General features: G+C 69.9%; 23 protein-coding genes. 22 read left to right on the top strand and 1 reads right to left on the bottom strand.

Features of this window, described 5'->3' with window-relative positions; all coding sequences use genetic code 11:
• Positions 1–353: 353 nt before the first annotated feature.
• Positions 354–794, top strand: a complete 441-nt coding sequence (locus ACY35P_RS12515) for a hypothetical protein (RefSeq protein ID WP_462116167.1) — start codon at positions 354–356, stop codon at positions 792–794.
• 81 nt (positions 795–875) lie between these two features.
• Positions 876–1349: a nuclear transport factor 2 family protein gene (locus ACY35P_RS12510; RefSeq protein ID WP_462116166.1), complete on the top strand. Its 474-nt coding sequence runs from the start codon at positions 876–878 to the stop codon at positions 1347–1349.
• A gap of 303 nt (positions 1350–1652) precedes the next feature.
• On the opposite strand, the gene ACY35P_RS12505 is transcribed toward ACY35P_RS12510, so the two are convergent.
• Positions 1653–2117: a hypothetical protein gene (locus ACY35P_RS12505; RefSeq protein WP_462116165.1), complete on the bottom strand. Its 465-nt coding sequence runs from the start codon at positions 2115–2117 to the stop codon at positions 1653–1655.
• 931 nt (positions 2118–3048) lie between these two features.
• Between ACY35P_RS12505 and ACY35P_RS12500 the strand changes: the two genes are divergently transcribed.
• The 20 genes from ACY35P_RS12500 to ACY35P_RS12405 all read left to right on the top strand — a co-directional run.
• Entirely contained in the window at positions 3049–3426 is a 378-nt protein-coding gene (locus ACY35P_RS12500; protein ID WP_462116164.1) for a lysostaphin resistance A-like protein, read from the top strand.
• A 168-nt stretch (positions 3427–3594) separates the two neighbouring features.
• Positions 3595–4062 carry a hypothetical protein gene (locus ACY35P_RS12495; protein WP_462116163.1) on the top strand — a complete coding sequence of 156 codons (468 nt, stop codon included), beginning with the start codon at positions 3595–3597 and terminating at the stop codon, positions 4060–4062.
• A gap of 212 nt (positions 4063–4274) precedes the next feature.
• Positions 4275–4478 (top strand): hypothetical protein, encoded by a 204-nt coding sequence (locus ACY35P_RS12490; RefSeq protein ID WP_462116162.1) that lies wholly within the window; start codon positions 4275–4277, stop codon positions 4476–4478.
• 400 nt (positions 4479–4878) lie between these two features.
• Complete coding sequence (locus tag ACY35P_RS12485; protein ID WP_462116161.1) at positions 4879–5292, top strand: hypothetical protein; 414 nt, start codon at positions 4879–4881, stop codon at positions 5290–5292.
• 235 nt (positions 5293–5527) lie between these two features.
• The gene (locus ACY35P_RS12480; protein ID WP_462116160.1) at positions 5528–5890 is read left to right on the top strand and encodes a hypothetical protein; all 363 of its coding nucleotides are present in this window, start codon (positions 5528–5530) and stop codon (positions 5888–5890) included.
• Between the two features lie 52 nt (positions 5891–5942).
• Entirely contained in the window at positions 5943–6314 is a 372-nt protein-coding gene (locus ACY35P_RS12475) for a DUF6404 family protein (RefSeq protein WP_462116159.1), read from the top strand.
• Positions 6307–6435, top strand: coding sequence for a hypothetical protein (locus tag ACY35P_RS12470; RefSeq protein WP_462116158.1), 129 nt, complete (start codon positions 6307–6309; stop codon positions 6433–6435). Before ACY35P_RS12475 ends, ACY35P_RS12470 begins: the two co-directional genes overlap by 8 nt.
• Before the next feature lie 26 nt (positions 6436–6461).
• Complete coding sequence (locus ACY35P_RS12465) at positions 6462–6923, top strand: hypothetical protein (protein ID WP_462116157.1); 462 nt, start codon at positions 6462–6464, stop codon at positions 6921–6923.
• A 31-nt stretch (positions 6924–6954) separates the two neighbouring features.
• Positions 6955–7758, top strand: coding sequence for a hypothetical protein (locus tag ACY35P_RS12460; protein WP_462116156.1), 804 nt, complete (start codon positions 6955–6957; stop codon positions 7756–7758).
• A 194-nt stretch (positions 7759–7952) separates the two neighbouring features.
• Complete coding sequence (locus tag ACY35P_RS12455) at positions 7953–8333, top strand: VOC family protein (protein WP_462116155.1); 381 nt, start codon at positions 7953–7955, stop codon at positions 8331–8333.
• Between the two features lie 31 nt (positions 8334–8364).
• A complete protein-coding gene (locus ACY35P_RS12450; protein ID WP_462116154.1) occupies positions 8365–8628 on the top strand; it encodes a hypothetical protein in 264 nt (87 codons plus the stop codon).
• A gap of 132 nt (positions 8629–8760) precedes the next feature.
• Positions 8761–9171: a hypothetical protein gene (locus ACY35P_RS12445; protein ID WP_462116153.1), complete on the top strand. Its 411-nt coding sequence runs from the start codon at positions 8761–8763 to the stop codon at positions 9169–9171.
• The gene (locus tag ACY35P_RS12440; RefSeq protein ID WP_462116152.1) at positions 9168–9632 is read left to right on the top strand and encodes a GNAT family N-acetyltransferase; all 465 of its coding nucleotides are present in this window, start codon (positions 9168–9170) and stop codon (positions 9630–9632) included. The genes ACY35P_RS12445 and ACY35P_RS12440 overlap by 4 nt, the downstream gene beginning before the upstream one ends.
• Positions 9633–9876: 244 nt before the next feature.
• The gene (fliE, locus tag ACY35P_RS12435) at positions 9877–10239 is read left to right on the top strand and encodes a flagellar hook-basal body complex protein FliE (RefSeq protein WP_462116151.1); all 363 of its coding nucleotides are present in this window, start codon (positions 9877–9879) and stop codon (positions 10237–10239) included.
• 43 nt (positions 10240–10282) lie between these two features.
• Positions 10283–11992: a flagellar basal-body MS-ring/collar protein FliF gene (fliF, locus tag ACY35P_RS12430; RefSeq protein WP_462116150.1), complete on the top strand. Its 1710-nt coding sequence runs from the start codon at positions 10283–10285 to the stop codon at positions 11990–11992.
• Between the two features lie 13 nt (positions 11993–12005).
• Positions 12006–12992 carry a flagellar motor switch protein FliG gene (fliG, locus tag ACY35P_RS12425; protein ID WP_462116168.1) on the top strand — a complete coding sequence of 329 codons (987 nt, stop codon included), beginning with the start codon at positions 12006–12008 and terminating at the stop codon, positions 12990–12992.
• A complete protein-coding gene (locus ACY35P_RS12420; protein WP_462116149.1) occupies positions 12989–13576 on the top strand; it encodes a FliH/SctL family protein in 588 nt (195 codons plus the stop codon). Before fliG ends, ACY35P_RS12420 begins: the two co-directional genes overlap by 4 nt.
• Positions 13573–14952 (top strand): flagellar protein export ATPase FliI, encoded by a 1380-nt coding sequence (gene fliI, locus ACY35P_RS12415; RefSeq protein ID WP_462116148.1) that lies wholly within the window; start codon positions 13573–13575, stop codon positions 14950–14952. Before ACY35P_RS12420 ends, fliI begins: the two co-directional genes overlap by 4 nt.
• Before the next feature lie 12 nt (positions 14953–14964).
• Complete coding sequence (gene fliJ, locus ACY35P_RS12410) at positions 14965–15423, top strand: flagellar export protein FliJ (RefSeq protein WP_462116147.1); 459 nt, start codon at positions 14965–14967, stop codon at positions 15421–15423.
• A gap of 407 nt (positions 15424–15830) precedes the next feature.
• Positions 15831–16217: hypothetical protein (locus ACY35P_RS12405; RefSeq protein WP_462116146.1), on the top strand; the 387-nt coding region annotated here is incomplete at its 3' end.

The following is a 16217-nucleotide window of genomic DNA, read 5'->3' as shown; positions in this document are numbered from 1 at the left end:
TCTTCGGAAAAGCGCTTCTTCACGTCCAATCTCCTTGCTGTCGGGGATTGGACTCCAGATCGGCGTGCTACTCAAAATCGGGGGGACGTCTCCGTGTCACCGCACCCAAGTGTGCTCATGGTCCGTGACGCGAAGTTGGCCATAGGCGGCTCGGCTCGATTCGTCAGCGCCGGCAGGACGCAGGAGTAGGCACGACTCCAGCTATGTGGCGGCGGTCGCCGCTGGTCAGCGGACGCGCGCAGTGCGAAGGTCACTTGCCAGTGTCATGGAAACACCCTTGAATGGGGTCTAGCGACCTGTCAAAACCGACGCCGCTTCGCCCAGGTGTAAGGCTTATCGGGAGCCTCTCTGTCATGGCCGCAACATCCATGCGAATCCCGGCCGTCGTATTCGGCCTTTGCTTTTTAGCAGCGGGCGTCGTCTGCTACTACAGCGTCTTCCAATGGGCCACGAACGCATCGCAGCGGAGCCCGTGGGATGTGGCGCTCATTGCGTGTGTGGGGACAGTGTTGGGAGCCGCCGGCGCGGCGATGGTGGCGTTCGGCCTTGGCAGAGCGGGTGCCGCCGGCATGATGGCCGCCTATTCGCTGCTCGCCTTCGTTCTCACGTTCAACTGGGTTGCCTTTGCACCTGGTGAACGCCCCTTTGTGCGAAAAACGTCGAGATCTTTCTCTGGCCTCGAAAGAAAGGCCGTTTCCGAAAGCGAAGGGCGCGCGGTATTCGGCGTGGCGGCGCTGCTGATGGATACGCTGATCCTTTATGGATTTATCGCGCAGCGCCGGCGAAAAGCCTGAGAATCCGTCCCCGCCGACGCCGCGTCGCAGCGCGGCTTGACTCAGGTGTTACGCCACACGCGCTTCCCAAGGAGCCTTGCCATGCGAGCCGCCGTCGCCATCGCGTTCATGCTTTCGCTCGTGCCGCTCTCGGCGTCAGCGGACCAGGCGTCCCCGGGTGCGGCGCCAGTGTCGGAGATCCTTGCTGCGGACTCGACCTGGGCCAGAGCCATCCTGAGTCAGGACCCTGCGGTGCTCCGACAGGTAATGTCGCCCGAGTACCGGCTTACGTTTGCAAGCAACGACAAGAGCATCGATTTGAAGACCTGGATGCAGAACTTCATGAAGATGAAGATGCATGCGTATAGCCCGCGGGTTACGCACCTGCGATTGCTGGGTCCGGACGCGGTCGCCGCTACCGTTTCTTCGAACTGGGAAGCGACATTGGCCAATGGCAAAAGGCTCAGCGAGACCTTTACTTCGATCGACACATGGCAGCGCATTGATGGGCGCTGGATCGCGGCAGGCAGGCATGTGGTCGATTTGAAGGTTCTCGAGCGCCCCCCGGGCAATTGAGGGTCGCGCGTGCACCCTGACAATGCTTCCAGGCCGACGCCGCTGGGCGGCTCGGCTTGGCTCCGGTGTCAGCCCTCCCCTTGCCATGCCAGCGCCCACCGGGCCCTGCAGAAGCCAGAGCACGGCGAAGCAACTCATGCGCTACGAAACGCTCGGTGAAGCGAAGCCTGCGGCCATGGGCTTGCTACACAGGTATGGCAAAGACTCTCGCCGTACGCCGCAGTCAGTGCAGCTAGGGGCACCTCTCCAGCAGAGAGCGGAAACAGGTGCCCAAGTCGACGCCACCTCGCGGCGCGGCTTGATTCATCTATTCGCCGTCGACGACGAGTGCGCCGGGATCGTGATGGTTTCCTGATCCTTGAGCCACGCCAGTGCGTCGGTCCTGTCCGAACCGATGTGCGCACGCAGCCCGAGACGCCCCGCGAGAACGACGCCCACGCGCTCCTCGTCGATGATGTGGTCTGGTGCCACGATCGCGAGCGCGGTCCCGATGCGCGCGGTTCGCGCGAATTCATGCGCGATCTCGATTCGCGCGACGAAGCTCGGCGGTTCGAGTCCCGCCGCAGAGCTGAGGTCGACGAGCACACGTTGATAGCCGTTTGCCGCCGCCCAGTTGAGCACCGCACAGACGCGCTCGCGCGCCCCGGCCAGTCGCAACTCGCCGCGCGCGGCATGGATCGAAACGCCGTCCTCGGTAATTTCCAAGTCCACCCGGTCCTCCTGGCGCTCATCCCAGGCATCGGGCGTACGAGTCGCCGCGCCGCTCATCGGTCGACGGCCCACACTTGGTCGGGTCTTCGCGCAGGCGGGCCGCGCTCCTCGACCCCGGGGCGTACACGGGCGAGTGTGGCGCGGTGCAAATCGGCATGACGGCGGCAGGTGTCGTGGTACAGACCACCGCAAAAGTGCGCCGGCCGACAGCGACAACACCGATTCCACGGTCAGTCCCGCGGCAATTTCGCTCGAAACCATCCGGTTCGAACGCGGCGGCACTCACGTGCGGCGCCGTACAGGGAAGAGGCACGAGCTTGGCAGGTCGCCGTGCTGCTCACGTCTCGGGCCTCCCGATACGCCGTTTGATGCGCAGCGCACGTAGAGATCGGGGCACTCCGGCCCTGTGGGGCCGCGAGCGTTTCGGGGGACTTCGGCTGATCGTCGCGGTCGCGTCGATGCAAGCGGCGCACGGACCGGATTGGGTGCATGGTCGCCTATGCGTGTCGCATTGATCGTCGAAGTTGCCCTGCGGCGTCCATGAGGGAACCGCGCACAGGCCCCGCCCACACCGGTCTATTTCGACCTGGCGAGGATTGCGCGGACGATGGGACGGAAAGCCCAGCGGCCGCCTGATGACCTACATGTTTGCGTGCTTTGTTTGGCTCGGCGTTGGAGGAACGTTGGCTTACGATCAGGGACAGCAGCCGCCGCCGGACCGAGCGCAGCTGACGCATGAGAGTTCGTGCGGACCGACGCCGCTTCGCGGCGTGGCTCAACTCAGGTAGCAGGTACGCATTTGAAGGCAGCCACGCTCGCCAGGATCGTCGTCGCGTTTCTGCCTTTGCTTGTCCTCGGACAGGCTGTCCTCTGGAGCTTGCCGACCACGCTGGGCGCGCCTGCGTTCAGGACGCTCTTTCTCGCGTTGAATGCACTGGGGCTGCTCGCGTACGCCTAGCTGTTGAACCGAGCGTCGCACGCGGCCTCGGTGCGCTTCCGCCGCACCGGATGGTTGGCGTCGCCATTCTTCTTCATCGCGGGACTTGCAACTGGGAGTGCCGCCGCTACTCCGCCCGATCTCCTGAGCCTGGTCGTGAATCTGTCGGCGTCGCCTCTGGCGGAAGAGCTGATCTTCCGCGGCTGGATGTACCGGCAGGCTCAACATGGGCGACAACGATTGTCGTTGCCCGGGCTCGTCCTCATCACCGCTCTTTTTGCCGCATCGCACTTCACTTGGTACTGGCCGTATTTCATGTTGCTGGTTGCGCTGGGATGCGCGCTCCACCTCGTTCGCCATTTCAGCGGCTCGGTCTTGCTCGCAGTCCTGTGCCACGCGGGGTTCAACGCTGGCGCGTTCGCGAGGTAACTCGCGCTCGGCAGGTAGGTTGTCGACCGTGCGGCCGGACGGCACGGTGGCGCACGAGTGTCGAGTCGGGCGCGGAAAATGCGTGGCTCGCGACGGGCGATGACTTTCCACCCTTGGCGGACCGCAGGCCCCGACGCAGCATGGAGGCCCGTCCTCCGCTGGTACCGCATGAATCCCTCGCGCGCTCTCGTGCTCCTCGCTGCGTCGATCGCCCTCGGCGGCGTCGTGATCCACGTGGGTGCGGTGATCGCCGGCCCTTCGTGGTTCGAGTTCTTCAATGCGCCGCCGAGGGTCCTCGCCTCGGCGCGGTCCGGAACCTGGTTGGCACCGGTCAGTGCGCTCGCCATTGCGGGACTGATGGGCCTGTGCGGCCTCTACGCCGCCTCGGCAACGGGGCTCGTTCGTCGGATGCCGTTGCTACGCATCGGGCTGGGCACCATGGCGGTGGTGTGCCTGGTGCGCGCGTTGCTTCTGCCCGTGCTGGCCGTGCGTCACCCGGAGCTGCGAAACCTGTTCGAGGTGGTCAGCGCCGTCGTCTGGGGCATCGCGGGGCTTGGCTTCGGCGTGGGCGCCCGGATGGCTGGGGCGCGTCCTGACGACGCCGCCGTGCGGGCGTCGCTGCGCGGACCGGCCTGACGCCCGTCGAGGAAGGCGTCACGCGCATTGGGCGGGCCCCCTCCCGACGGTGGCGCGGCAGGACACCAAGGCGACGACTCCGCGGGTGATCGCCGCGGCCTAATGGCCCGTACCTGGGCGCGCGGCGCTGCGGTAGGCTGGGTTCCCGGTCACGCTGGGACGAACCGGAACCCCGTCGACACTAAGGAGGGTTTATGCGACCGCTTAACGTAATGGTGGTGCTGTTCCTGGCTGCATCGCTCTCGGCGTGTGCGACCGGCGGGTCGAAGGATGCGGCGGAAACCAGGGCGTACCGGAACCAGCGAGCCGTTGCCGATGCGACGGCGGGCCGAGCCCAGCTGCAGCAGCAGGTGGCCGAGCAGCGCGCGCAGGAGCGTTTCATCGATCAGCGCGAGGGGCGAGTCGCGCCGCACTGAGCACGACGCGACGTCGGGCCGTGGCATCACCGGCGTGCGGCGGCGCTGCGACCAGCGGAGCGTGTCGCACGCCGTCCGTGTGCGGCAGAACGGGTCCACCGCCTCGACAGGCCGAACAAAAGGCGGGGGCGGCGGACTGATTGGCTCGATGGGCGCTGCAAATGCACCGCTCTCGCGGATCGACCCCATCGCAAGGGCTCCTCGCGGGCAGCGCGGACGAGCGGCTAGGCGCGGATGACGAGGTCTGCGCACGGCCTGCAACAACACGACACAGCGCAGACGAGCCGGCGACAGGCGCGACGGGTCGCCCGGTCGCGCGGCGTCTCCATCGGCCCTACAGTGACGTCGAATCTTCGCGAGGACCGGACCATTGTCCAGCTCCGCCGTCCCAGGCAGGCCCGTGCGCGACAACGATGATCTGCATGCGATCGATGCGCTCGTGACGCGGTTCTATGCGTCGTTCGACAACACGGCTGCACCGCCTCGACAGACGGATATCGTCTCGTGCTTCGCCGACGACGCGCGCATCGTGCGCTCCATGCCGGGCCTCGTGGAGTCCTATTCGGTGGACGAGTTCGTGGCGCCGCGGCTGGCGCTGCTGGACGGCGGCGGTCTGGTCGGGTTCTCCGAACAGGAAACGTCCGCGCAGACGCAAGTCTTCGGTGGCATCGCCGCCCGCACCTCGCGCTACGCGAAGTCGGGCGTGCTGCACGGTCGTCCGTATGCGGGTTCCGGGCTCAAGCTCTTCCAGCTGATTCGCGTGGCGTCGGGGTGGCGGATCTCGGCATTGGCGTGGACCGACGACGACGGCTGAGGACGTCGGGGCGATCGAACAGAGCGGTCCACCGGGACATCGTGCAGCTCTTGGGCTCCGGCGACGTCGGCGGACGCGGTGGTCGAGTGCCGAGTCGCAAGCCCCGGCTGCAGGCTGCGGATTTGGACGACATGCGACCCCATCCATGGCAACGCCCTAATCTGCGCCCCATGCTGGCGCACCCGGCCATCCCATCGTTCGGGTTCGCTTCGACTTCAACGACAAGGAGGTTTCCGTGTTGTCGACACTCGTCCTCGCCGCGCAGCTCGCGGCATCCCCGATGACCTTCGCCGAGGCGAAGGCCCAGGCGCTGCGCACGCACGCGGCGATGCGGACGCCCGCTCGCGAAGCGTTGTTCGACACGCAGGGTCGTACGCTCGTGGCCGCGCTCGATTCGTGCGGTTCGCCGGGCAACGACCTGTCGTCGTTCACCGTCGTGCTGCGGCTGCGGGCGGACGGCTCGGCCGCCCGGAGCTGGCGCGAAGGCGAGAGCCCCCTCGCGCGCTGCGTCGAACGGCACCTCGTCGAGGTCGGTGTGCCGGGGCGCTGGCCGGAACCGTTCTACATCGCCATCGGTGCGCAGCTCCGTGCGCCGTGACCAGGCGCGCGGGCCGTCGTCGGCCGGTGACGCGACGCGAGGTTCCGGGCGCATGACGTTCGAGCGGAAGGTCGAGGCGTATCGAGCACTCGCGGCGTCGAAGGGCCTGTCGCCGGCGACGGCCGTACCGCCGTTGTGGGCATTGCTGTGGGCCTCGGGCGTGAAGCTGCCGCCGCCGTTCTGCATGGGCGCGGTGTCGCTCTTCCTGGTCACCGGCGCGTTCTTCGGCCTGTCGTTCGGCGGCGTCGCCTGGCTCATGGGCAATCGCGGCGCACGCTCGATGTCGCTGGAGGAAGGCGCGCTCGTGGCCGTTGCGACCGGCGTGCTGTTCGGGCTGCTCATGGCGATCTGGACGCGACGCATCGCGCGGCGCCACGCATTCGGTGACTGGTCCGCGTTCGGTACGAACACGCCGCATGGATGACCCGGCCCCGTCGCTCACCTCGACGACCTTGGCGACGCTCGGCACCGTCCCCATGTCGAACGCGGTGATCGGCTTGCGCCAGGACATGGCGTGTGGCCGGCATACGCCCTTCGTTCCTTGACCCATTGACCCGTGAAAGGACTCGCCATGACGAAACCGCTCAAGCATCTCGCCGTCGTCGCCCTCCTGCTCGTCGGCGGATGCGCGACATTGACCGCGCCCACGCCGAAACCCGCAGCCGCCGCATGGACAACACCGGAAGAAGCGGTCCTCAAGGCGGCGCATGCGGCCCCGGCCGGGGTACAGGGCACCTTCGCCATGCGCGTGCGCGGCGTCGGCACGCGCGACGGTCGCGTCTATCTCAATTCCGAACAGGACTACCGGGACCAGCGAACGCTCACCGTCGCACTGACGCCGGACGTGGCACGCGAGCTCTGCGCCCGGATCGGCGTCGAATCCCCACAGGCGCTCGAAGGCCGCGACATCCTGGTGTCCGGCACCGCGATGCGCACCCGCATCTTCTTCCTGGTGAACGGACGGGCGACGGACAAGTACTACTACCAGACGCACGTCAACGTCGACCGGGCGTCGCAGATCACGCTGCGCTGATGGCCGGCGTCGCTCGCGCGAGTTCGCCGGGGTGAATCCCGTCCGCCGCGCATGCCTTGCGCTCGGCCTGTTGCTCGCGTCGTCGTCCTGCACGACGACGCCACGCGCGGGATCGGAGCGAGTGCTGTTCGTCGGCAACAGCCTGACCTACGTCGGCAACCTTCCCGCCGTGTTTTCCGCGCTGTGCGACGCGAACGGTCGGCACGTGCGGAGCGACATGATCGTCAGGGGCGGCGCCACGCTGTCGCAGAGGTGGACGGACGGTTCCGTGGCGACGGCATTGCACACGCACGACTATGCGGTGCTCGTGCTGCAGGAACGCGGCGGGGATCTCGTCTGCGCGTTCGGACCCGAGTCCTGTGCGGCGTCGCGCCGGGCGATCGTCGCACTCGCCGGCCTGGCACACGCGCGTGGCGTCAAAGTCGTGCTGCTGGGCACCTATCAGTCCAATCCGGACGTCTCGGCGGAACTCGTCGCGAAGGAGTCGTCGGCGGCCGATGAGGCCGGTGCGGTCTACGCGGAGGTGGCGACGACGTTGCCTCGCGTCAGGGCCGCGGCGCCGGAACTCACGTGGTTCGCGGCCGATGGAATGCATCCGGGCCCGGCGCTCACGCTTCTGGACGCGACCGCGCTCTACAGGGCGGTGTTCGGATCGACGCCGCGGCCTGCCGCATTGAGCGTGCGTGCACCGATCTACGCCAGCGCGAGTGGCCTGACGGAGGCATTGCGGGCGTCCGACGCGCCGGCCCCGCGCCCGGGGACGCCGGCGGGGACCGTCTATCCGTCGTCGACCGTGCGCGCCATCGTGGCGGCGGTCGACGCACGGGAGCACTGACGGCGCGGGGACGGGTCGATCGGGACTCGTGGACCTCGCCAATTCCGACACTCCGGCGCACCGTGCGCCGCGGCTTGCCTTACTGGCACGAGGCCTCCGCCGCCGGTACGCTCGGGCCATCGACCGCGGTGCGCGTCCGTTCGCGGTCACTCGATTCCATGCCTGTTCCGGGCATGCACCTGCGAGGCGACGACATGAAGCGTGTGACCGGACTCGGCGGCCTGTTCTTCAAGGCGAAGGATCCCCAGGCGTTGGCCGCCTGGTATCGCGACCACCTGGGGCTCGACGTGCAGGAATGGGGCGGCGCGGCGATCGCCTGGGGCACGCCCGACAACCCGAGCGGCACCACGATCTGGAGCCCGTTCGCGGAGGACACGACGCACTTCGCGCCGAGCACGTCGGCCTTCATGGTGAACTTCCGAGTCGCCTGCCTCACCGACCTGCTCGATGCTTTGCGCGCGGAGGGCTGCAACGTCCTCGAGCGCACCGACGATTCGGAATACGGCAAGTTCGGCTGGGTGATGGACCCCGAAGGCAACAAGGTGGAGCTGTGGGAACCGCCGGAAGGCCAGTGAGCGTCGCACGGTCGATGCACGGCTGGCATCGGTGATCCGCGCGGCGGTCGGCAGCTTCGTCGCCGCGTGGGTGCTGCTCGGGCTGATCGTGGTCACCGGGCACCTGGCCTGGGACAACCGCCTGTTGTGGGGGCCGGTCGTCCTTCTGTCGGCGAGCTGCATGGCCGCGCTCTTCGGTGCGATCGAAGACGAGCAGCACCGGCTCCCGCTCCTGCTGCTGGCGGCGACCGCGTTCTGCGCGGTGCTGGGCTATTCGCTCTTCTACGTCTTCGTCTTCGCCTTTTCGGGCCGCTAGCGCCGACGCGCCATCCGCGCGTGCGACCGGTACCATGCGGGCATGCCGTGATCGACGGCCACAGGACTGGATCGGCGCGCGCGACGCGCCGCATGCGCGGGCGATGCGATCGCCGCGACAAGGACCGGCTGCATGAGACAGGTTGCCAAGACGATCCTCGGCTACGCGGCCGCCACCTACCTGACGATGGTGCTGGTGCTGCTCGCGTACGGCATCGCGGCCCCGCGCGAGGGGGACCACGAGGTGCTGCTCGGGGCCGGCGCGAACGGTCCGAGCCTGCTGGTCGGCATGAAGAGCCGCGCCGAGCAGACGCCGCAGGGCCTGCGCATCGAGGCCGGTCGCTACTACTTCGCGGTGCCGCGCTCGTTGTCGCAGCGCAGCCTCTGGGTGGTCACCCGCACCGAGGACGACACACCGACGGTCCGACGCTCCGCGCCCGCCTTCTGGACGGTGCTGGCGCTGTTCGCGCTGAGCCTGCTCGGCACGTGGTGGTACTGGATCCGCGGCCCGTCGGGCGCGACTCCGGCCGCGCCCGAATCATGACTGCGGGAATTCCCGGCGCCCCGCCCCGCCCCGGGACCACCGCGTCGCCACTCCGTACCGGCGAAGCTGCGCCCGATCCCCCGGCCGGAGCCCCCGCGGACGCCGCCCCGCTCGACCTCAAACCGGACTGGAGCTTCGAGGTGCACGGCGAGCGCCGACATTACCTCGTGGAGGCCCGGCTGAGCGGCCGCTGCATCGGCCGCGCCTACGGCTGGTACGAGACGGGCGGCCGCTTCGTGCTGGAGAAGATCGAACTCGACCCCGAGCACCGCTCCCGGGGCTACGGCTCCACGGTGATCGCGGCGCTGCGGGCGCAGGCGCGCGACGCCGGCTGCACCGAACTGGTGTTCAAGGGCGTGCGCTCGGCCAATGCGGGTGCGATCCGGCTGTACGAGTCGCTCGGGGCGGTGGGCACGCCCACGTCCGACGACCTCAGGTCCTTCGTGCTGACGCCGCCCTAGGCCGATTGCACCGGCGGTCGGGCGGCCTCGAGCGTCACGGCCGCGACGTCGCCGTTCCGGAGGCCGATACCTCGGCGCGCGCCAAGCCGCCCGTCGACCGCACCCCGCTCCCGGCCCGTTTCCTCCTTCGGACGTCTCGCGAAGCCCCGGAAACGCTCGCCGGGCGGCCCACCGCCGGTTTCCCGACGCCCCGCTGGCACGCCGCTTGCCTCAGCCCCGGCAAGCCCATGCGACGCCCGCCGCCATGACCGACGCGATCTCCTCCGTCCTGTCCCAGATCCGCGCCCACGAGATGCGGATGAAGGGCATGGGCGATGCGGCCGCGAGCCCGTCGATCGCCCCCACCGCACCGGGCCTTGCCGGCGGCGTGGCGGGCTCCAAAGGCGGTGGCTTCCGGTCCGCGATGTCCAACGCGATCGACAACGTCAGCAAGGTGCAGAACGAGGCCGGCGACCTCCAGCGCGCGTTCGAGCTCGGGGATCCCAAGGCCGACCTCGCCCGCGTGATGGTCGCGATGCAGCAGTCGCAGGTGGCCTTCAAGGCCACCGTCGAAGTGCGCAACCGGCTGGTGCAGGCGTACCAGGACGTCATGAACATGCCGATCTGACGGCGCTCCCGCCCGACGACCGCACGCAACCGAGACCCGCTCCATGGCCGTGATCGCACTTCCCAAGTCCACCGAGAACCTGCAGAAGCTCGGGCGCCTGCAGGACATCCCGGCCGTCCGCCAGGTCGGCATGATCGCCCTGCTCGCCGCGGCCATCGCCGCCGGGCTGTGGCTGTTCTTCTGGACGCAGAAGCCGAACTACGTGCCCGTCTACGCCGGCCTCGACGCCAAGTCGACCGAGGACGCCTCGCAGCTGCTGGGCACGGCCCAGATCCCCTTCCGCATCGACCCCGCCACCGGCGCCCTCGCGGTGCCCAGCGACAAGATCGGCGCCGCCAAGATGGCGCTCGCTTCCGCCGGCCTGCCCGCGAACGGCGACAAGGGCTTCGAGGCGATGCAGGGCGACCAGGGCTTCGGCACCAGCCAGTTCGTCGAGAACGCACGCTACCAGCACGCGCTGGAGACCGAGCTCGCGCGCACCATCTCGAACCTGCGCCCCGTGCGCGAGGCACGCGTGCACCTCGCGCTGCCCAAGCCGAGCGCGTTCACCCGCGACAAGGAAACCGCCAGCGCCTCCGTCGTGCTGCAGCTGCGCACGGGCTCCACGCTCGAGCAGGGCCAGGTCGACGCGATCATGAACCTCATCGCCACGAGCGTGCCGGACCTGCCGACCAACCGCGTCACGGTGGTGGACCAGTTCGGCCGCATGCTCTCCACGCGCGATCCGACGTCGGCCGAGGCCGTTGGCCAGCAGCAGTTCGACCAGCAGCACCGCCAGGAAGCCGTCTACGTGCAGCGCATCGAGCAGTTGCTCGAGCCGATGACCGGCCCGGGCCGGATCAGCGCGCAGGTCAGCGTCGACATGGACTTCAACGAGACCGAGGAAGCGCGCGAGACCTACGGCCCCGACACACAGGTGCGCAGCGAGCAGGTGTCCCAGAGCGGCGACGTCGCCGGGATGACCGCGGCCTCGGCCGCCGCGCGGGCGGCGAACGGCGCGCCGGCGCAGGGCGTGCCGGGCAGCACGAGCAATACCCCGACCCCCGCGGCGACTGCGCCGGGCGTGGCCGCCGCGCCTGCGCCGTCGTCGCGACCGTCGGCGTCGCCGGCCGGTGCGCAGGGCACGCGCAACGAGGTCCGCAATTACGAAGTGGACCGCACGCTCACCCATACGCGCCAAGCGCCGGGCAAGATCCGCCGCGTCACCGCCGCCGTGCTGGTCGACAACGTGCCGGCCGGCCCCGCGGGCAAGGATGGCAAGCCGAAGCTGCGCGCGCTGACCGCGGCCGAGCAGCAGCGCATCCAGGCGCTGGTGCAGCAGGCGATCGGCTTCGACCAGGCACGCGGCGACGCGGTATCGGTGGTCAATGCCCCGTTCGCCCGCGACGTCACCGACGGCGATGGCGACTCCACCCCGATCTGGCAGGACCCGCAGGCGCGCGACCTGCTGCGCACGGTGCTCGGCGGCCTCGCGGTGATCGTGCTGATCTTCACCGTGCTGCGCCCCGCGCTCCGCCAGATCCTGCAGCCCAAGCCGGTGATCCCGGCGCAGTCCGCGGTGGCCACCATCGTGGCCGAGGAGCTCGAGCAGGGCGCCGCCGCGCCGCGTGCCCCGCGCGCGCCGGCCGACCCGATGCTGCCCACCGCCGCGATGCAGTTCGACGAGAAGATCAACGTGGCCCGCACCGCGGTGACCAGCGATCCCAAGCGCGTGGCGCAGGTCGTGCGCGACATGGTGGCCGCCGATGGCTGAGAACGCGCAGAGCCTGTCGGGCACGCAGCGTGCCGCGATCATCCTGCTCACCCTCGGCGAGCAGCAGGCCGCCGAAGTGCTCAAGCACATGTCGGCGAAGGAAGTGCAGAAGCTCGGCCTCGCCATGACGTCGGTCGGTGGCGTGAGCCGCGACCAGGTGGTCGACGTGGTGGACGACTTCGTCGATACGCTGCAGCAGCCGAGCGGCCTCGGCCCGGGCGCCGACGAATACGTGCGCGCGGTGCTGGTGCAGGCGCTCGGCGAGGACCGCGCGTCCAGCCTGATCGACCGCATCCTGCTCGGCCGCAACACCTCCGGGCTCGACACGCTCAAGTGGATGGAGCCCCGCGCGATCGCCGAACTGGTGCGCAACGAGCATCCGCAGATCATCGCGATCGTGATGTCGCACCTCGACCCCGACCAGGCGGCGGAAGTGCTGAAGGCGCTGCCCGAGCGCGTGCGCAGCGACGTGCTGGTGCGCATCGCCACGCTCGACGGTGTGCCGCCGCATGCGCTCAACGAGCTCAACGACGTGATGGCCAAGCAGTTCGCCGGCAGCCAGAACATCAAGTCGTCCGCGCTCGGCGGCGTCAAGGTCGCCGCGAACATCCTCAACTTCATGGATGGCGGCCAGGACGAGGCCATCCTCGGCTCGATCGGCGATATCGACACGAACCTGTCCTCGCAGATCCGCGACCTCATGTTCGTCTTCGACAACCTCGCCGAGATCGAGGACCGCGCGATGCAGACCATCCTGCGCGAGGTGCCGAACGAGAAGCTCGCGGTCGCGCTCCGCGGCGCCGACACCAAGGTCAAGGACAAGATCATCGGCAACATGTCGCAGCGCGCGGCCGAGATCCTGAAGGACGACATGGAGGCGCGCGGCCCCGTGCGGCTCGCCGACGTCGAAGGTGCGCAGAAGGAGATCCTCTCGATCGTGCGCAAGATGGCCGATGAGGGCACGATCCAGCTCGTCGCCAAGGCGGAGACGTTCGTATGAACGATGCGGCCGTGCTGCGCTGGGTCGCGCCGGGCTTCGAGCACGTCGCGCCCGTCGACGTGCCGCAGCCGCCGAGCGTGGAGGAGCTGCAGGCGATCACGCAGGCCGCGTTCGACGAGGGCTTCCGCCGCGGCCACGCCGAGGGCCTGGCCACCGGGCAGGCCGAGGTGCGCCGCCAGATCGCGCAGATCGAAGGCATCCTCGACAGCTTCACGCGTCCGCTCGCCCGCCTCGACGGCGAAGTGGCGGACGCCCTTGCCGACCTCGCCACCCGCATCGCGGGCGCGCTGGTCGGCCGCGCCTACCGGGCCGACCCGGCCCTGCTCGCCGACCTCGTGCGCGACGCGCTCGACGCCGTCGGCAGCGGCTCGCGCGACGTCGAGTTGCGCCTGCATCCCGACGACCTCGGCGTGCTGATGCCGCACCTCGCCACGCTCGACGGCGTGCGCCTCACCGGCGACACCACCCTCGCCCGCGGCGAGCTGCGCCTGCACAGCGAGAGCGTCCGCATCGACGGCACGCTCGACGCGCGGCTGCAGGCCTGCCTCACCGCGCTCGTCGACGCGAACGCGAGGTCCGCATGAGCACGTCCGTCGCCGCGGCGCAGTGGGAAGACGCGCGCAACCTGCGGCTCGCCGCGCGCCTGTCGCAGGCCGAGCTGCAAATCGCCAGTGGCGGCCTCGCCCGCGAGGGCGTGCTGCGCCGCGCGGTGGGACTCACGCTCGAGGCCTCGGGCTGCTCCGCCCCGCTCGGTTCGCGGTGCCGCGTGGAAACTGCCGGTGGGCGCTGGGTCGACACCGAAGTCGTCGGCTTCGCCGGCGACCGCACTTACCTGATGCCCACGGCCGACCTGCAGGGCCTGCTGCCCAACGCGCGCGTCGTGCCGAGCCGCCGCCAGGGCGAGGTCGCGGTGGGCGAAGGCCTGCTCGGGCGCGTCATCGATTCGGACGGCGTGCCGCTCGATGGCCGCGGCCCGATCCGCGCCGAGGGGCACATGGGCCTGTCCGGCGTTTCGATCAATCCGCTGATGCGCGAGCCGATCACCCGATCGCTCGACGTCGGCGTCCGCGCGATCAATTCGCTGCTGCCGATCGGCCGCGGCCAGCGCGTCGGCCTGTTCGCCGGTTCCGGCGTCGGCAAGTCGACCCTGCTGGGCATGATGACCAAGTTCACCGCGGCCGACGTCATCGTCGTCGGCCTGATCGGCGAGCGAGGCCGCGAAGTGCGCGACTTCGTCGAAGCCACGCTCGGCGAGGAAGGCCTGCGGCGCTCGGTCGTGGTCGCCGCGCCCGCCGACCGCCCGCCGCTCGCGCGCCTGCACGGCGCGCTGCGGGCCACCGCGATCGCCGAGTACTACCGGGACCAGGGCTTGCATGTCCTGCTGCTGATGGATTCGCTCACCCGCTACGCGCAGGCGCAACGCGAGATCGGCCTCTCGGTCGGCGAGCCGCCGACCACGCGCGGCTATCCGCCGAGCGTGTTCGCCAAGCTGCCGGCGCTCGTCGAACGCGCCGGCAACGGCGCCGACGGCCGCGGCTCGATCACCGCCTTCTACACGGTGCTGACCGAGGGCGACGACCAGCAGGAGCCGATCGCCGACGCCGCGCGCGCCATCCTCGACGGCCACATCGTGCTGAGCCGCCGCATCGCCGATTCGGGGCAATACCCCGCGATCGACGTCGAGGTCTCCGTCTCGCGCGTCATGCAGGACATCACCGACGGCCCGTGGCGCGAGCGCATCCGCAAGCTGCGCCGCCTGATGTCGGCGTACTCGGCGCAGCGCGACCTGATCGCGATCGGCGCCTACCAGCGCGGCAGCGATCCGGTGGTGGACGAGGCGCTCGCGCGCTGGCCCGCCATCGTGGACTTCCTCGGACAGGACGTCGCCGAAGCCGCCAACGTCGAGGAGAGCAAGGCCGCGCTGTTCCGCCTGCTCGACGACAGCGGCATGCCCCTCTAACCGGACTTCTCCATGGCTCCCCGTTCCCAGCGCCTCGATCCGATCCTCCAGATCAAGCAACGCCAGCAGGATGAGGTCGCGCAGCAGGTCGCCGCGCGCGAAGCCGCGCAGGCCGAGCAGCAGGCGCGCCTGGAAGCGCTGCAGCGCTACGCCGCCGAATACTCGGCGACGCCCGCGCAGGGCGCGACCATCAATCCCGCGCTGCTCGCCAACCGCGTCGCCTTCCAGGCCAAGTTGCAGCAGGCCGTGCACCAGCAGGTGCAGATCGTCGACCGCACGAAGCAGGCCACCGAGGTCGAGCGCGCGAAGCTGATGCTCGCCAGCCGCGAGACGCACGTGTTGCAGAAGCTCGCGGCGAGCTACCGCACCGAGGAGACGCGCGTCGCCGACCGCCGCTCGCAGAAGGAGCTCGACGACCTCGCCGGACGCCGCGTGCGTCCCGCGCTCGGCGCGGACGTACAAGGCGGATGAACATCGACCGCGGCGGCTTCGCCATCCGGCCGGCCCCGTCGTCGGGCGACGGCTGTCCGTCGTCCCCGCCGAAACCGGACGACGCGCCCGCGTTCCAGCTCAATGCCGATCACGCACCGACGTTGGACGGCCGGCGCGACGACGCCGTCGCGCGCCGCGAAACCTCCGGATCGAAGCCCCGCGACGACGCTGCACCGACGGCCGACGGCACCTCGTCGGCCGGCACGCGAACCGAGCGCCCGGCCGGCGCATGCGGCGAGGCGCGGACCCGTGGCAGCGATCGCGAGCCGGCCGCGTCCCCGCGCGATCCGCGTGTCGCCGACGATGCGAACCCGGCGCGCACGACCGCGCGACCGGCAAACGGCCGTCCCGATCCCGCAACCGACGAACCGGCCCTGCCGGGCCTGATGCTCGCGCTGCTGTCGGGCGAACCGGCGCCCGCCGTGTCCGCGGTGCCGGCCGATGCCCCGCGGGGCATCGCGGCCGGTGTCGCGATCACCGGGAATGCCTCGGCCGACGGCCCCTGGACCCAGGGGCTTGCCGCTTCGACCGATTCCGGTGCCGCCACGACTGCACCCGCCGCCGTGGGCCTCGACCCGATCGGCCCGGGCGTTTCCACGATCGGTGCGGCTGCGATGGCGTTCGACAACGTGATGCCGGCGCCGGGCGCAGCCGACGCGCGCGCCGCCGCCGCGCAGCCGGCCGCCGCGCCTCCCGTTGGAGATCAGCAGCGCGGCGGTGGTCGACGGATCGAGCAGCGCCAGCACGCGCTGCGCGGCGTGTCCGTCGACGTT

This window comes from Lysobacter xanthus (genome assembly GCF_047159895.1).
Note: the sequence above shows the minus strand (reverse complement) of the source record. Positions and strands in the feature narration are given on the sequence as shown.

Excerpts from the sequence above, each read along its gene's own strand:
- fliJ (WP_462116147.1), top strand. The coding sequence starts at position 14,965 with ATGGCTCCCCGTTCCCAGCGCCTCGATCCGATCCTCCAGATCAAGCAA.
- ACY35P_RS12445 (WP_462116153.1), top strand. The coding sequence starts at position 8,761 with ATGAGACAGGTTGCCAAGACGATCCTCGGCTACGCGGCCGCCACCTAC.
- ACY35P_RS12465 (WP_462116157.1), top strand. The coding sequence starts at position 6,462 with ATGACGAAACCGCTCAAGCATCTCGCCGTCGTCGCCCTCCTGCTCGTC.
- fliE (WP_462116151.1), top strand. The coding sequence starts at position 9,877 with ATGACCGACGCGATCTCCTCCGTCCTGTCCCAGATCCGCGCCCACGAG.
- fliF (WP_462116150.1), top strand. The coding sequence starts at position 10,283 with ATGGCCGTGATCGCACTTCCCAAGTCCACCGAGAACCTGCAGAAGCTC.
- ACY35P_RS12490 (WP_462116162.1), top strand. The coding sequence starts at position 4,275 with ATGGTGGTGCTGTTCCTGGCTGCATCGCTCTCGGCGTGTGCGACCGGC.
- ACY35P_RS12475 (WP_462116159.1), top strand. The coding sequence starts at position 5,943 with ATGACGTTCGAGCGGAAGGTCGAGGCGTATCGAGCACTCGCGGCGTCG.
- ACY35P_RS12420 (WP_462116149.1), top strand. The coding sequence starts at position 12,989 with ATGAACGATGCGGCCGTGCTGCGCTGGGTCGCGCCGGGCTTCGAGCAC.
- ACY35P_RS12470 (WP_462116158.1), top strand. The coding sequence starts at position 6,307 with ATGGATGACCCGGCCCCGTCGCTCACCTCGACGACCTTGGCGACGCTC.
- ACY35P_RS12455 (WP_462116155.1), top strand. The coding sequence starts at position 7,953 with ATGAAGCGTGTGACCGGACTCGGCGGCCTGTTCTTCAAGGCGAAGGAT.
- ACY35P_RS12495 (WP_462116163.1), top strand. The coding sequence starts at position 3,595 with ATGAATCCCTCGCGCGCTCTCGTGCTCCTCGCTGCGTCGATCGCCCTC.
- ACY35P_RS12515 (WP_462116167.1), top strand. The coding sequence starts at position 354 with ATGGCCGCAACATCCATGCGAATCCCGGCCGTCGTATTCGGCCTTTGC.
- ACY35P_RS12510 (WP_462116166.1), top strand. The coding sequence starts at position 876 with ATGCGAGCCGCCGTCGCCATCGCGTTCATGCTTTCGCTCGTGCCGCTC.
- ACY35P_RS12505 (WP_462116165.1), bottom strand. The coding sequence starts at position 2,117 with ATGAGCGGCGCGGCGACTCGTACGCCCGATGCCTGGGATGAGCGCCAG.
- ACY35P_RS12440 (WP_462116152.1), top strand. The coding sequence starts at position 9,168 with ATGACTGCGGGAATTCCCGGCGCCCCGCCCCGCCCCGGGACCACCGCG.
- fliI (WP_462116148.1), top strand. The coding sequence starts at position 13,573 with ATGAGCACGTCCGTCGCCGCGGCGCAGTGGGAAGACGCGCGCAACCTG.